Raw genomic sequence first — 13,342 nt, forward strand, 5'->3', positions numbered from 1 at the left:
ACCGTGGTGGACGAGGAGGGCAATCCCGTCGAGCTCGGCGAGACCGAGGCCAACGGTTACCTGGTCCTGGACCAGCCCTGGCCGTCCATGCTGCGCGGCATCTGGGGCGACAACGAGCGGTACCGGGAGACCTACTGGGCGCGCTACGGCGCCCAGGGCTGGTACTTCGCCGGTGACGGCGCGAAGCTCGACAAGGACGGCGACCTGTGGGTCCTGGGCCGCGTGGACGACGTCATGAACGTGTCGGGGCACCGTATTTCCACCGCCGAGGTGGAATCCGCGCTCGTGGGTCATTCCGGGGTCGCCGAGGCCGCCGTCGTCGGGGCGAGTGACGAGACCACCGGTCAGGGCATCGTCGCCTTCGTCATCCTCACCGCGGAGGCGAAGGACACCGGAGAGGACCTGGTCAGCGAGCTCGAGGCCGAGGTCTCCAAGGAGATCAGCCCGATCGCCCGGCCGCGGGAGATCCACGTGGTCCCGGAGTTGCCGAAGACTCGCTCGGGCAAGATCATGCGCCGCCTGCTGCGCGATGTGGCCGAGGGCCGCGAGCTGGGCGACACCTCGACCCTGGTGGACCCCAACGTCTTCGAGGCCATTCGGGCCGGCAAGGCGTAACCCGAAGCGCCGCACCTGTACACGGCGCGCGACCGATCGAGCCGAGGTCCCCGTGAGTCGTCACGGGGGCCTCGGTTCGTCATATCGCCGTGAAGTCCGGCCGAGGGTCGGCGTTTTCGTTCTCGATCCGTCGAACCCGACTCCGACCGGGGCGGGTCCGGGTCGGGCGACGGCGGTCGCGCCGATGACGAGATAAGCCGTTAGAATTGCGTAAGGTGTGCCGGGAAGTCTGGTCGGCGTGCGGTAAGTGCCCGGCCGTTTCTGGTGTGGTGTCGCGTGCCGCTGGTTTCGTCGAACGTCCGGCTGAAGGGTGCACCAGGTGATTGCTCAGGTCCGTTCCGAGTTGACTCGCTATCTACGGACCGAAACATTCGGTGGCGCACTGCTTCTCATCGCCGCGGCCGGCGCGCTGATCTGGGTCAACTCCCCGTGGGGCGCGAGCTACGACACCATGGTCGACACCGAACTGGCCATCCCCGCACTGCATCTGGATCTCACGCTGGCCGACTGGACCAAGGACGGTCTGCTCGCCATCTTCTTCTTCGTCGCGGGGCTCGAACTCAAACGCGAGCTGGTGATCGGCGAACTCGCGGACCGCAAGAGCGCCGCCCTGCCGATCATCGCCGCGTTCGGCGGCGTGCTGATGCCCGCGCTGATCGCGATCGGAATCGGCTGGGGCGTGGAGGGAATGGATCGCGGGTGGGCCATCCCGGTCGCGACCGACATCGCCTTCGCGCTGGCGGTGCTGGCCCTGACCGGATCCCGTATTCCGCCGAGCGCCCGGGTGTTCCTGCTCAGTCTGGCTGTGGTGGACGATCTCGTCGCCATCATCCTGATCGCGATCCTGTTCACCACCACCCTCGCCGTGCTGTGGCTGCTGATCGCGGCGGCCTGCTTCGCGGCGTGGGCGTTCGGGCAGCACAAGCGGATCGGCACCCCGTTCCTGTATGTGCCGCTGGCGCTGGTGGCCTGGTACGCGCTGCACGAGGCGGGCATCCATCCGACCCTGGCGGGCGTCGGACTCGGCCTGCTGACCCGGGTGCGGCCCGATCCGGGCGAGGACGAGCACTGCGCCCCGGCGGCTCGGCTCGAGCACCTGTTCCAGCCGATCTCCGCCGCCCTGTGCGTACCGCTCTTCGCGCTGTTCGCCTCGGGCGTGTCGCTCAATTCGGATGTGTTCTCGGAGCTGTTCACGCACCGGCTCTCCCTGGCGATCATCGTCGGCCTGCTGGTCGGCAAGACGGTCGGAATCTTCGGATTCAGCTGCCTCGCCATCCGGTTGGGGATCGCGAAAAAGCCCGGCGATCTCGGTTACCGGGACATGTTCGCCCTGTCGGTACTCGGTGCGATCGGCTTCACCGTTAGCCTCTTGGTGGCAGAACTCGCACTCGAGGACGTCGGCGACGGCTCCTCGGTCGAGCTCGCGAAAGCGGCGGTGTTGCTGACGTCATTGACGGCTTCACTGGCCGGTTCGGCGCTACTGTTGCGGCGTGGACGCGCCCATCAGGCGCGCCGTGACGAGCGAGCGCTGCACAATCAAGAGTGACTTCGCGGGGCAGTCCCGGGACATGGAAGGGTCGAGCAATTGAGCTTCACACAGGGCGGTAGCGGGCAGGACGGGCGCCGTACCCGCACTATCTCCTCGATTCCGCTGTCCGATGTCGACACTCACGAGTCCGCGACCATCGGGCACCTGGTCCGTGACGCGACCGAGCAGATGTCGACGCTGGTACGCGCCGAGGTGGAGCTGGCCAAGGCCGAGGTGACCGGCGAGATCAAGAAGGGGCTGCAGGGCAGCGTCTTCTTCATCGGCGCACTGACCGTCCTGCTGTTCAGCTCGTTCTTCTTTTTCTTCTTCCTGGCGGAACTGCTGGACGTGTGGGTGTATCGCTGGCTGGCGTTCCTCATCGTGTTCCTGCTGATGATCGTCACGACGGTCGCGCTGGGCCTGCTGGGCTATCTGAAGGTTCGCAAACTGCGCGCGCCGGAGAAGACCATCGAATCGCTGAAAGAGGCGAAGACGGTGCTGCCCAGTGTTTCTTTCGATCGACACCGTGGTGCCGGTGCGGACCGGACCGTCGATGCCACGGCCGACTTCGGTAAGCACCGGGCCTAGATCTTCGATTACGCTTCCTCGGCGTGTCGTCGATTACTCCCCCGGATCCGTCCGCAGTCCGCTACGACGGACCGTGGATCCATCGGGATGTGCATGCCAACGGCATTCGCTTCCATGTGGTGGAGGCCGATCCTGCCGCCGGCGGGCCGGCAATGCCTACCGCCGGCGGGCCGGCCTTCGCGGACCCGGAAGCTCCCCTGGTCGTGCTGCTGCACGGCTTCGGTGACTTCTGGTGGTCGTGGCGGCATCAGCTGACCGGACTCGCCGAGCGCGGCTTCCGGACCGTCGCGGTGGACCTGCGCGGGTACGGCGACAGCGACAAACCGCCGCGCGGCTACGACGGCTGGACGCTCGCCGGTGACATCGCCGGGCTGATCCGCGCACTCGGGTACACCGAGGCGACCCTGGTCGGCCACGCCGAGGGCGGACTGGTCTGCTGGGCGACGGCGGTGCTGCATCCGCGCGTGGTGCGCTCCATCGCGCTGGTGTCCTCACCGCATCCGGCGTCGCTGAAGCGAACCATCCTGCGGGACAAGGCACAGCGCGCCGCGTGGCTGCCGAACTTCCTGCGCTATCAGCTCCCGCGCTACGGCGAGCGCCTGCTCACCACCGCCGACGGCGCGGAGATCGAGCGCCTGATGCGTCAGCGGGCGGGCGAACACTGGTCCACCACTCCGGAATTCGCGGACACGGTCGCGCGCCTGCGCACGGCCATCCAGATTCCGGGCGTCGCGCACTGTGCGCTGGAGTACCAGCGCTGGGCCTTCCGCAGCCAATGGCGGCCCGACGGTGCGCGTTTCATGGCGACGATGCGCGAGCCGGTGCGCATCCCGGTGCTGTCGATGTACGGCGACCGCGACCGCTACATCTTCGCGAGCACCATCCGACGGGGTCTGCGATTGTCCCCCGCGCGCCATGTGGTCCCCATCCCGGATTCGGGTCACTACGCCCACCAGGAGAACCCCGACATCGTCACCGCCGAGATCGCGAAACTCCTCGCCTGAGACCGGATTCGGCTGCCCGCCGGACGATTCGCCCGGCGCGGTGCCCGCGCCGACCTCACTCCGACGGCGACGGAAACGACCGATCGCTGCCGGGCGGCGGTCGGCCTCTCCGGGGCGGAACCGGGCGATCAGGATGGGATCGGCGCGGGCTTCGGCCACCGCGAAGCAGCGGCCGGTTCGACTCACCAGCAGGGCAATCACCGCGCGAGGCGCGACAGATCACGGCACACAACGAGATTCGGCCCGGTGCGACTGCACGCAGTCACACCGGGCCGAAGCCGGTTCAGCGCTCGGTCAGCTCAGCACGCAGCTGCCGGTGCCCACGGCCTCCGACACTCCGGGCGCCGCAGTCACTTCCGGACGCACCTCGTCGAGGGTCAGCACGTAGCCGGTGTCGTCGTCGGTGACGGCCGCGCCGAATACCACGCCCATGATGTTGCCGTCGGTGTCGACCAGCGGACCGCCGGAGTTGCCCGCCCGCACCTGACCGCGAATCGTGTACACCTCGCGCTGCACGTTGTTGTCGCGGTAGATGTTGGGGCCCTTGAGGTCCAGCGTCTCGCGGACCCGGGCAGCGCTGGCCGTATAGCGCCCGCCGCCCGGATAGCCGAGCACGATGGCGCTCTCGCCCGACTTGGCGGCGCTGGGGGCCAGCGGGATCGGCTGCTCCGCGAGTCCGGGCACCGCGAGGATCGCGATGTCCTTGGACGGGTCGAACAGCACCACGGTCGCGGTGAGCGGCCCGCGCGCACTGTCCACGCTGACGCTGGCGGTGCCCGCGACCACGTGCGCGTTGGTCATGATGCGCTCGGGCGCGACGACGAAGCCCGAACCCTCCAGCTGCCGTTGGCAACTGGGCGCGATACCGCGAATGCGCAGCACCTTGGACTGCAGCGACTGCGCGACCGGCAGCTGCAGCACCGAGCCGTCGGGCGGCTCGACCGCCGCGATCGGCACCCGGCCGAACGGCCCGATCACGTCCGGCAGCCCGGAGGTGTTGAGCAGGTTGGAGAATTCGTTGGGGACCTTGCGCAGCCAGTCCGGCGCGACATGGTCCACATTGATCAGAACCTGAGAGTTCTTGACCGCGGCCGCGATTCCCGGTTGCGAGGAGTTGGTCAGCGGCAGTGCCAGCAGCCACGCGGTGGCCAGCACCGCGACCGCCTGCAGACCCGCGCCCACTACGCTGTCCACGCTGCGCATGAACGGATCGCGCATACCGCTGCGCGCGGCGCGCCCGAGCACCATGCCCGCGACCTCGCCGACGATCACCAGCGCCACGATGAGCAGCACGCCCACCAGCACGCGACTGCGGCCCTCGCTCAGATGGATCAGTATGTGCGGCGCGATCAGGATGCCCGCGACCGCGCCGAGCACCACGCCCAGGAAGGCGAGCGCCGACGCCACCGCACCCTGACGCCACCCGGAGGTGGCTGCCAGCAGTGCGAGTATCACGATCCCGATATCGAGCCAGCCCGAGGCGCTCATAACGTCATCCCTACCGCGGCCAACGACGCCTGCAGATCACGTACGTCGTGATGATCCCATTCCAGTTCCCACCCGGATACCGCGAGCAACCCGGCGAGCACGCCACCGGTGAAGCCCCACACCAGCATTCCGTCGACCTCGAATGCCGGACCCATGTACCCGAGCGGATGTCTTACCACGAACCGGTTGGCCGGATCGATGAGTTCGGTGATCGGCACCCGCGCGACACGGGCAGCCTCGGTCTCGCTCACCACTCCGACCGCGCCCGGCGTGCGCCAGTACGCGACGATGGGCGTCACATCGAATCGCGAGGGCGGCACGAAGATCTTGGGCAGCACCGCGATCGGTTCCACCCCGGCCGGATCGAGCCCGGTCTCCTCCTGCGCTTCGCGCAGCGCGGTGCCGATCGGCCCGTCGTCCCCGGGTTCGACGCCGCCGCCGGGGAAGGCGACCTGACCGCCGTGCTGCCGCAGGGTCGCGGCGCGCTGGGTCAGGAGTACGTCGGCGTCCTCGGGCAGTCCGCCCGGCGCCTGCTCGTCCGACTCCTGCGATCCACCGAAAAGCACCAGCACCGAGGCCTGCCGGGGCCGAGCCGCGGCAGCGGCGAAGCGGCGCATGGTGGTTCGCCGCAGCACCGGATTGACTCCGGTCGGATCCGCGGGGTCGTGCTCGGCCACACCGCGCAACCACTCCGGAATCCCGTTGGCCTCGAGCCTCATACCGACACTGCCTTCACCACTGCGGACGTACTCACGACGGCACGGACCGTGACACTCGCCACCACCCCGTCCGGTGATCGATGGGTCACGATCGCGGGGTTCGCGGGCACGCTGATGAGCGGACCGTTCGAGGTCCGGACGGAAACGGTGATCGGGCGCTGGTCGGCGGTCGCAATGAGCTTGTGCACCTGGATGTTCGGGCTCTCTGTTCCGGGTAGGTGAATGAACGAGCTGCCCCCCGCACTGTCGCGCACATTACTCGAGGTGGCCGCCGATCGGCCAGCGGAGCCGGATTTCCCGGCGTCGTGGCGCGCTGCGAGACCCCCGAACCGCACGCCGAACCCGTCGATGCCCGCCTCGGCGGACCTCACGCCCGAACGCCCAACTCGGCGGCGACGGTATCGGAAATGTCCTGCACGCTGGTGAAAGCGCGCACCACGACCTTCGCGACGGTGCCGTCCGGGCGCAGCAGCACCGAGATCGGCAGCACCGCGGGCGCGCCGAGAGCCTTGCGCACCTTGATGTTCGGATCCTCGACGCCCGGCAGGTGGATGCCGAGGCCCTCGAGCCGGGACAACCCCTTGGCGCTGCCGGGATCGCTGTGCACGGTCAGGACCGTGATCGCGCCGGCCGCCTGCTCGGAGAACTGTTGCAGCAGCGGCAGTTCCTCCGCGCACGGCCCACACCAGTAGGCCCACAGATTGAGCAGGGCGGGTTTCCCGGCCAGCGCGCCGGTCAGATCGACCGGGCGGCCGTCGGCCAGGCAGTTCAGCGTGATGCCGCGCAGCGGACCGTCCCCCACCGACGCCCCGGAGGGAGCCGGGCAGTCCGCGAGCGCGGCCCGCGCACGCTCACCCGGCGCGATCGGGCTCTCGGCCGGAGTGGTGACGCCGCCGCCGGATTGCGCGTCGTCACCGCCGCGCGGCCACACCGCCACCGCGAGCGCGAGGACAGCGACCAGCCCCGCGAGCACCCAGCGCCACCGGTTGCCGTTCGGTGTGCCGGTCACAACCCCACCAGCTCGAGCAGATGCTCGGTCTCGGGTCCCTTGATCAGGGCGGCGGCGGTGGCGGGATCGGTCGGTCCGGCGCCGTAGGACGGGCAGTCCTTGGCCAGGACGCAGGCGCCGCACGCGGGTTTGCGGGCATGGCAGACCCGGCGGCCGTGGAAGATCACCCGGTGCGAGAGCATCGTCCACTCCTTGCGCTCGATGAGCGCGCCGACGATGTGCTCGACCTTGACCGGATCCTCCTCTTGCGTCCAGTTCCAGCGCCTGACCAGCCGCCCGAAGTGGGTGTCGACGGTGATGCCGGGGACGCCGAAGGCATTGCCCAGAACCACATTGGCGGTCTTGCGCCCGATCCCGGGCAGGGTGACCAGATCCTCGAGGGTGTTCGGCAGTTCACCGTCGTACCGCTCGACGAGCGCCTGCCCGAGACCGATCAGCGAGTTGGTCTTGTTCCGGAAGAATCCGGTCGGGCGGATGTATTCCTCCATCTCGGCCCGGTCGGCTCCGGCGTAGTCCTGTGCGCTCCGATACTTGGCGAAAAGCGCCGGTGTGGTCTGATTCACACGCACATCGGTGCATTGCGCGGAAAGGATTGTCGCGACCGCCAATTCGAGTGGGGTCGTAAAGTCCAGCTCACAGTGCGCATCGGGGAAGGCAAGGGCCAGTGTTCGATTCATCCGGCGGGCCCGCCGCACCAGCCCGGTGGGCGTCTCCTTGGCTCGCGCGTTCTTCTTCACCGCCGCGCGGGGCTCGGGGGGCGCGGCCACCGACTCGGCCGAGGTAGGCAGGGCGCTGACCGCGCTGGATTCGGAGACACGCACGCGTCCACCTTACGGAACCGGTGTGACGCGACAACCGGGTCGAGCAGAGGCCGTGTTCCATCTGAGACCTTGGCCGTGTTTACTCCTCGCTATGCAAGGACTCGCTGTTGTGCTGTTTCCGATAGCGCTGATGCTGTTCGCATTGGTGATGGAACGGGTCGAGAATCGGCTGCGCAAGCTGCTCGAACCCGATCCGGAGGTTCAGCAGTATCTCGACCGTGCCACGAATGCCGAGGTCAGCGACCTGACCAAACTGGGACTTCCCGCCGCGGCGGCGCGTCCGCGCCGGACTCGCCCGGCCAAGGGGCTGGATGTCGCTCAGGCGAGCTGAGCCCGCCCGAGCATCGGCTTTCCGGTCGCGGCCGCCGCCGCACCGAATCCGACCCGCTGCGTTATGGCCCGGTCAGGGCGATGAAATGGTTCCCGAATGTCCCTGCGGCGTGTCGTCGCACTAGGCTTTTGCGTGTCGCCACTTTCTTGTCTGCGTGTCGCGTAATTCACCTCCGCGTGTCGGAGAATGAGCACGTTGCGTGGTGTCTATCACTACCCGGCGGTATTGCAAAGTAGACTGCACTGTCGGCCGAGCTCGCTTCGGTCCAGAACAGAGCCATTTCCCATAAGGAGCACATTCGTGGACGAGGCCCTCGCCAGAGCAGGCATCTTCCAAGGCGTCGAGCCCACCGCGGTGGCCGCTCTCGCCAAACAACTTCAGCCTGTGGACTTTCCGCGCGGGCACGTGATCTTCAACGAGGGTGAGCCCGGTGATCGGCTGTTCATCATCACCTCGGGCAAGGTGAAGATCGGCCGGCGTTCTCCGGACGGTCGCGAAAACCTGCTGACGATCATGGGCCCGTCGGACATGTTCGGTGAGCTGTCGATCTTCGATCCGGGGCCGCGCACCTCGACGGCCACCACCGTCACCGAGGTCCGCGCGGTGACCATGGATCGGGACGCCCTCAAGGCGTGGATCGATCAGCGCCCCGAGATCGCCGAACAGCTGCTGCGGGTCCTGGCCCGCCGTCTGCGCCGCACCAACAACAACCTGGCCGACCTGATCTTCACGGACGTGCCCGGACGTGTTGCCAAGGCGCTGCTGCAGCTGGCTCAGCGGTTCGGCACCCAGGAAGCGGGCGCGCTGCGCGTGACCCACGACCTGACCCAGGAAGAGATCGCCCAGCTGGTCGGCGCCTCTCGCGAAACCGTGAACAAGGCCCTGGCCGACTTCGCGCATCGCGGCTGGCTGCGACTCGAGGGCAAGAGCGTGCTCATCTCCGACTCGGAGCGTCTGGCCCGCCGCGCGCGCTAGTTCGCCGCGGCACCCGCCTTCGGGCGCACACGAACGAATCGAGACCGGGTCGCCACGGGGTGTGGCGACCCGGTCTCGACGTGTTCGAGGGTGCTGCTCGGCCGGGCCGCCCCGGCCCGGCCCCGACTCGGGCCCCACCGGGGGCGAGAACCGATGTCGCGGAGTCAGATCAGCCGTGAGTGCGCAGATACGCGAGCTGCGCCTTGACCGAACTGTGCGCCGCCGGCCACAGGCGCTTGTCGACGTCGGCGTAGACGACCGCGACGATCTGCAGGGCCTTCGCGTTCGGGCCGAGCTTGGTCAACGCGTCGCGCACCTGGTTCAGGCGCTCCTGGCGATGTGAGAGATAGAAGCGCAGCACCGGTTCGGCATCGGGGTGATCGGGCCCGTGCGCGGGCAGCAGCACCCGCCCCGCGCCGACCTCGAGTAGCCGCTCGAGTGATCCGAGGTAATCCGCGAGCGCCTCGTCCCGCGATTCCAGCACGGTGGTTCCGCTGCCGAGCACGGTGTCGCCGGTCAGCAGCACCTGCTCGCCGTCCGGGCCGTCGACGAGAAAACTGAGCGAATCGGTGGTGTGCCCGGGAGTAGCCACCACGGTGATCCGCAGTCCGGCCGCCTCGATGACCTCGCCGTCGCCGAGCGGGGTGTCGGAGTCGCGCAGGAACTCCCGGCTCGCGGCGCGCACCGGCGTCCCGGTCTCCTTGACCAGTCGATCGATGCCGCCGGTGTGATCGGCGTGGTGGTGCGTGATGAGGGTGAGCGCGATGTTCCCGCCCGTCTCCCGCACCAGGGCCTCGGTGTGCTTGCGGTCCTTGGGCCCCGGGTCCACGACCACGCAGTCCGGACTTCCGGGTGCGCGCAGGACCCAGGTGTTGGTGCCCTGCAACGTCATTCCGCTGGGATTGTCGGCCAGCACTACGGCCGCCGACGGTGTCACCTGTCGCAACTGCTCGTATGCGGGGTGGGTGAGGGTCATGCTCTTGTCCTAACGCAGAACGCGGGGCGAGTCCATGTTTCGACTCACCCCGCTTTCACTGTGCGCCAAACCTTTTGGGATATCGGCTCGCGCGCTTGCTGTGTAAGGGACTATCGCACTTCCGCGATCAGCTCGACCTCGACGGGGGTGTTCTTCGGCAGTTCCGAGACACCGACGGCCGAGCGCGCGTGCACGCCCGCGTCACCGAAGACCTCACCGAGGAATTCCGACGAGCCGTTGATGACCAGCGGCTGATCGCTGTAACCCGGTGCGGAGGCGACGAATCCGACGACCTTCACGATCCGCACGACATTGTCGAGGCCGACCAGATCGTGCACCGCGGCCAGCGCGTTGAGCGCGCACAGCCGGGCGGCTTCGGCGGCCTGCTCGGTGGAAACCTCGGCGCCGACCTTGCCGGTCACCGTCAGCTGACCGTCCACGACCGGCAACTGGCCGGAGGTGTAGACGAGGTTGCCGGTCCGCACGGCCGGAATGTACGCCGCGACGGGTGCCGCGACGCCGGGTAGATCGAGCCCCAGCTTGGCCAGATTCTCCGCCCAGGCGGTGGCGGCCGCCATCAGTTCTTGGGTCGCTTCAGGTAGGCGACATGCTGCTCGCCGGTCGGCCCGGGCAGCACGGTGACGAGTTCCCAGCCGTCGGAACCCCACTGGTCCAGAATTGCCTTGGTGGCATGCGTCAACAGCGGCACCGTCGCGTACTCCCACACGGTCACATCACTCATGCCGAGAGCGTACAACCCGCCGAGTGGGGGCCCGTTACCCGAGACCGGCCACTCCCCCACCGGACACCCGGTCGCCGAATCCGACAGTTCGCCGCCTCGCCTCGAAACCGGGGGCGAGCGGCGCGGCGGGAGGAAGAATCGAGACCTGAAAGGGCCGCGAACCGCCGTAGCGAAGCGTGGACGAAAAGAACACAGCGAGTGGTGTATCAGACAGTTACGTTCCCTTGTGGGCAGGAAGCAGTAACGAGTTATAGGCTCGCGAGCGTGGGAGTACCGATAGCAGTGCCCGTTTCGGTTGAGCCGGGGGTCGAATCAGGTTGGCCGGAGCGGGCGGACAAGGCCCGCCTGCACTACGTATCCGGAAAGGGCGGGACCGGGAAGTCGACGGTCGCGGCAGCACTCGCGCTGGCGCTCGCGGCGGGGGGCCGCCGCGTGCTGCTGGTCGAGGTCGAGGGCAGGCAGTCCATTGCCCAGTTGTTCGACCTGCCGCCGTTGCCGCCCACCGAGACTCGGATCGCCGCCGCCGAGGGCGGAGGCGAGGTGCTGGCCCTGGCCCTGGATGTCGAGCATGCGTTCCTGGAATACCTGGACATGTTCTACAACCTGGGCTTCGCCGGTCGCGCCATGCGCCGGGTCGGGGCCATCGAGTTCGTGACGACCATCGCGCCCGGTCTGCGGGACGTCATCCTGACCGGCAAGATCAAGGAATGCGCGGTGCGCGTCGACAAGTCGGGTAAACCGGCCTACGACGAGATCGTCATCGACGCGCCCCCGACCGGCCGGATCGCCAGCTTCCTGGACGTCACCCAGGCCATGGCCGAGATCGCCGGCGGCGGCCCGATCGCCTCGCAGGCCGAGGGCGTGTCCAAGCTGCTGCATTCGCCGCAGACCATGATCCACCTGGTGACCCTGCTCGAGGCGCTGCCGGTGCAGGAGACCGCCGACGCCATCGGCGAACTCACCGCCAACGATCTGAACATCGGCACGGTCATCGTGAACCGCGCGAGCGAGGGCTATCTGCCCCGGGCCGTGCGCGCGAAGGCCGCCACCGGTGAGGTCGACACCGACGCCGTGCGGGCCGGACTCGCCGAGGCCGGAATCACCCTGTCCGAACAGGACTTCCAGGGCCTGATCGCCGAGACCGTCGAGCATTCGGCCCGTTTGCAGGCGCAGGACGAGAGCGCCGAGGACCTGGCGCAGGTCGACATCTCACGGCTCTACCTGCCGTCGCTGGCCGACGGGATGGACCTGGGCGGGCTCTACGAGCTGGCCGAACACTTGAGCGCGCAGGGAGTTCGCTGATCATGATCGTTCCGGCCGGCACCGTCCCCCTGGACATTACGAAGATCATCTCCGACAAGTCCGCGCGCATCGTGGTGTGCTGCGGCTCCGGCGGGGTCGGCAAGACCACCACCGCCGCCGCCATCGCCGTGCACGCGGCCGAGGCGGGCCGCAAGGTCGTCGTGCTCACCATCGACCCCGCACGCCGTCTGGCGCAGTCCCTGGGTGTCTCGGACCTCGGAAACACCCCGCAGCGGGTGGACCTGGGTGAGCGGGACGGCAGTCCCGCCAAGGGCGAGCTGTTCGCCATGATGCTGAACATGCGCCGCACCTTCGACGAGATGGTGCTCGAGCACACCAGCCCGGAGAAGGCGGAGCAGATCTTCGCCAATCCGATCTATCAGACCGTCGCGTCCTCCTTCGGTGGCACCCAGGAGTACATGGCGATGGAGAAGCTGGGCCAGCTGGCCGGCAAGCGCGAGTGGGACCTGATCGTGGTCGACACGCCGCCGTCTCGCAACGCCCTGGACTTCCTCGACGCGCCCAAGCGCCTCGGCAATTTCCTGAACGGCAAGATGATCCGCGTGATCATGGCGCCGGGCCGCGGCGTCGGCAAACTCGTCGCGGGCGCGATGAGCCTGGCGCTGCGCGGAGTGTCCACGATCGTGGGCGGTCAGTTGCTCAAGGACGCGTCGGTGTTCCTGCAGTCGCTCGAATCCATGTTCGGCGGATTCCAGGATCGCGCGGATCGCACCTACGCCATGCTGTCCCGGCCCGGCACCCACTTCGTGGTGGTGGCCGCGGCCGAACCGGACGCGTTGCGGGAGGCGTCGTTCTTCGTCGATCGGCTCTCGACCGACAAGATGCCGCTCGCCGGCCTGGTGCTCAATCGCACGCATCCGGTGCTGAGTTCGCTCTCCGCCGAGCAGGCTCAGGTCGCCGCAGACCGTCTAGCCCCCGCGACGACCGTGACCGGCGAATCGGAGACACCCGAGGCGCTCGCCGCGGCCGTGCTGCGAATCCACGCACATCGGGCGACCACCGCGAAGCGGGAACAGCATCTACTGCAGCGGTTCCGGGGCGCGCATCCGAGCGTGCCGATCGCGGCGGTCACCGCGCTCCCGTTCGAGGTCGCGGATCTGGACGCGCTGCGGGCCGTCGCCGATCAGCTCGCCGCGGCGGGAACTGCCAAGTCGGCCTGACGATCGGAGTCGCGCCCTGGACGGCAAAGTTCCCAATCCTTCCGGAAGGAACTACCCGGTCTG

The 13,342-nt window shown here is 68.3% G+C and carries 15 protein-coding genes; 8 read left to right on the top strand and 7 right to left on the bottom strand.

Going from position 1 to position 13,342, the window contains the following annotated elements; translation table 11 throughout:
- The 4 genes from NJ1_RS30185 to NJ1_RS30200 all read left to right on the top strand — a co-directional run.
- On the top strand, positions 1 to 615 hold a 615-nt coding region (locus NJ1_RS30185; RefSeq protein ID WP_157574347.1), incomplete at its 5' end, for an AMP-binding enzyme.
- Between the two features lie 319 nt (positions 616 to 934).
- Positions 935 to 2,161 (top strand): Na+/H+ antiporter NhaA, encoded by a 1,227-nt coding sequence (gene nhaA / locus NJ1_RS30190; protein WP_067701212.1) that lies wholly within the window; start codon positions 935 to 937, stop codon positions 2,159 to 2,161.
- Positions 2,162 to 2,200: 39 nt separating this feature from the next.
- Positions 2,201 to 2,731 (top strand): phage holin family protein, encoded by a 531-nt coding sequence (locus NJ1_RS30195; protein ID WP_084479018.1) that lies wholly within the window; start codon positions 2,201 to 2,203, stop codon positions 2,729 to 2,731.
- Positions 2,732 to 2,763: 32 nt separating this feature from the next.
- The gene (locus tag NJ1_RS30200; protein WP_067701215.1) at positions 2,764 to 3,735 is read left to right on the top strand and encodes an alpha/beta fold hydrolase; all 972 of its coding nucleotides are present in this window, start codon (positions 2,764 to 2,766) and stop codon (positions 3,733 to 3,735) included.
- Between the two features lie 294 nt (positions 3,736 to 4,029).
- On the opposite strand, the gene NJ1_RS30205 is transcribed toward NJ1_RS30200, so the two are convergent.
- The 4 genes from NJ1_RS30205 to nth all read right to left on the bottom strand — a co-directional run bounded on the left by NJ1_RS30205 (position 4,030) and on the right by nth (position 7,628).
- Positions 4,030 to 5,223 (bottom strand): MarP family serine protease, encoded by a 1,194-nt coding sequence (locus tag NJ1_RS30205; protein ID WP_067700961.1) that lies wholly within the window; start codon positions 5,221 to 5,223, stop codon positions 4,030 to 4,032.
- Positions 5,220 to 5,942 (bottom strand): NUDIX hydrolase, encoded by a 723-nt coding sequence (locus NJ1_RS30210; RefSeq protein WP_067700964.1) that lies wholly within the window; start codon positions 5,940 to 5,942, stop codon positions 5,220 to 5,222. Before NJ1_RS30210 ends, NJ1_RS30205 begins: the two co-directional genes overlap by 4 nt.
- Positions 5,943 to 6,309: 367 nt before the next feature.
- Positions 6,310 to 6,951 (bottom strand): TlpA family protein disulfide reductase, encoded by a 642-nt coding sequence (locus NJ1_RS30220; RefSeq protein WP_067700970.1) that lies wholly within the window; start codon positions 6,949 to 6,951, stop codon positions 6,310 to 6,312.
- On the bottom strand, positions 6,948 to 7,628 hold the full coding sequence (gene nth, locus NJ1_RS30225) for an endonuclease III (protein ID WP_174557141.1): 681 nt from the start codon (positions 7,626 to 7,628) through the stop codon (positions 6,948 to 6,950). The genes NJ1_RS30220 and nth overlap by 4 nt, the downstream gene beginning before the upstream one ends.
- A gap of 235 nt (positions 7,629 to 7,863) precedes the next feature.
- Between nth and NJ1_RS30230 the strand changes: the two genes are divergently transcribed.
- Entirely contained in the window at positions 7,864 to 8,103 is a 240-nt protein-coding gene (locus NJ1_RS30230; protein WP_067700973.1) for a hypothetical protein, read from the top strand.
- Positions 8,104 to 8,403: 300 nt separating this feature from the next.
- Complete coding sequence (locus NJ1_RS30235; protein ID WP_028478129.1) at positions 8,404 to 9,078, top strand: Crp/Fnr family transcriptional regulator; 675 nt, start codon at positions 8,404 to 8,406, stop codon at positions 9,076 to 9,078.
- 169 nt (positions 9,079 to 9,247) lie between these two features.
- Here NJ1_RS30235 and NJ1_RS30240 read toward each other — a convergent pair whose 3' ends face one another.
- The 3 genes from NJ1_RS30240 to sp36 all read right to left on the bottom strand — a co-directional run bounded on the left by NJ1_RS30240 (position 9,248) and on the right by sp36 (position 10,796).
- Positions 9,248 to 10,054 carry an MBL fold metallo-hydrolase gene (locus NJ1_RS30240; protein ID WP_067700976.1) on the bottom strand — a complete coding sequence of 269 codons (807 nt, stop codon included), beginning with the start codon at positions 10,052 to 10,054 and terminating at the stop codon, positions 9,248 to 9,250.
- Between the two features lie 110 nt (positions 10,055 to 10,164).
- Positions 10,165 to 10,632, bottom strand: coding sequence for a RidA family protein (locus NJ1_RS30245; RefSeq protein WP_067700979.1), 468 nt, complete (start codon positions 10,630 to 10,632; stop codon positions 10,165 to 10,167).
- Complete coding sequence (gene sp36, locus NJ1_RS39420) at positions 10,632 to 10,796, bottom strand: Sp36 family protein (protein WP_157574349.1); 165 nt, start codon at positions 10,794 to 10,796, stop codon at positions 10,632 to 10,634. The genes NJ1_RS30245 and sp36 overlap by 1 nt, the downstream gene beginning before the upstream one ends.
- Positions 10,797 to 11,078: 282 nt before the next feature.
- Between sp36 and bagA the strand changes: the two genes are divergently transcribed.
- Positions 11,079 to 12,098 (top strand): ATPase BagA, encoded by a 1,020-nt coding sequence (gene bagA / locus NJ1_RS30250; protein WP_067700982.1) that lies wholly within the window; start codon positions 11,079 to 11,081, stop codon positions 12,096 to 12,098.
- Positions 12,099 to 12,100: 2 nt separating this feature from the next.
- A complete protein-coding gene (bagB, locus tag NJ1_RS30255; protein ID WP_067700984.1) occupies positions 12,101 to 13,279 on the top strand; it encodes an ATPase BagB in 1,179 nt (392 codons plus the stop codon).
- Positions 13,280 to 13,342: the final 63 nt, after the last annotated feature.

Source organism: Nocardia jejuensis NBRC 103114, from assembly GCF_001613145.1.
Classification (GTDB): Bacteria; Actinomycetota; Actinomycetes; order Mycobacteriales; family Mycobacteriaceae; genus Nocardia; species Nocardia jejuensis.

What these genes read in the sequence shown, in the direction of transcription:
- NJ1_RS30205 (WP_067700961.1), bottom strand. Translation starts at nt 5,223, where the DNA reads ATGAGCGCCTCGGGCTGGCTCGATATCGGGATCGTGATACTCGCACTG.
- NJ1_RS30210 (WP_067700964.1), bottom strand. Translation starts at nt 5,942, where the DNA reads ATGAGGCTCGAGGCCAACGGGATTCCGGAGTGGTTGCGCGGTGTGGCC.
- nth (WP_174557141.1), bottom strand. Translation starts at nt 7,628, where the DNA reads ATGAATCGAACACTGGCCCTTGCCTTCCCCGATGCGCACTGTGAGCTG.
- NJ1_RS30230 (WP_067700973.1), top strand. Translation starts at nt 7,864, where the DNA reads ATGCAAGGACTCGCTGTTGTGCTGTTTCCGATAGCGCTGATGCTGTTC.
- NJ1_RS30240 (WP_067700976.1), bottom strand. Translation starts at nt 10,054, where the DNA reads ATGACCCTCACCCACCCCGCATACGAGCAGTTGCGACAGGTGACACCG.
- NJ1_RS30245 (WP_067700979.1), bottom strand. Translation starts at nt 10,632, where the DNA reads ATGGCGGCCGCCACCGCCTGGGCGGAGAATCTGGCCAAGCTGGGGCTC.
- sp36 (WP_157574349.1), bottom strand. Translation starts at nt 10,796, where the DNA reads ATGAGTGATGTGACCGTGTGGGAGTACGCGACGGTGCCGCTGTTGACG.
- bagB (WP_067700984.1), top strand. Translation starts at nt 12,101, where the DNA reads ATGATCGTTCCGGCCGGCACCGTCCCCCTGGACATTACGAAGATCATC.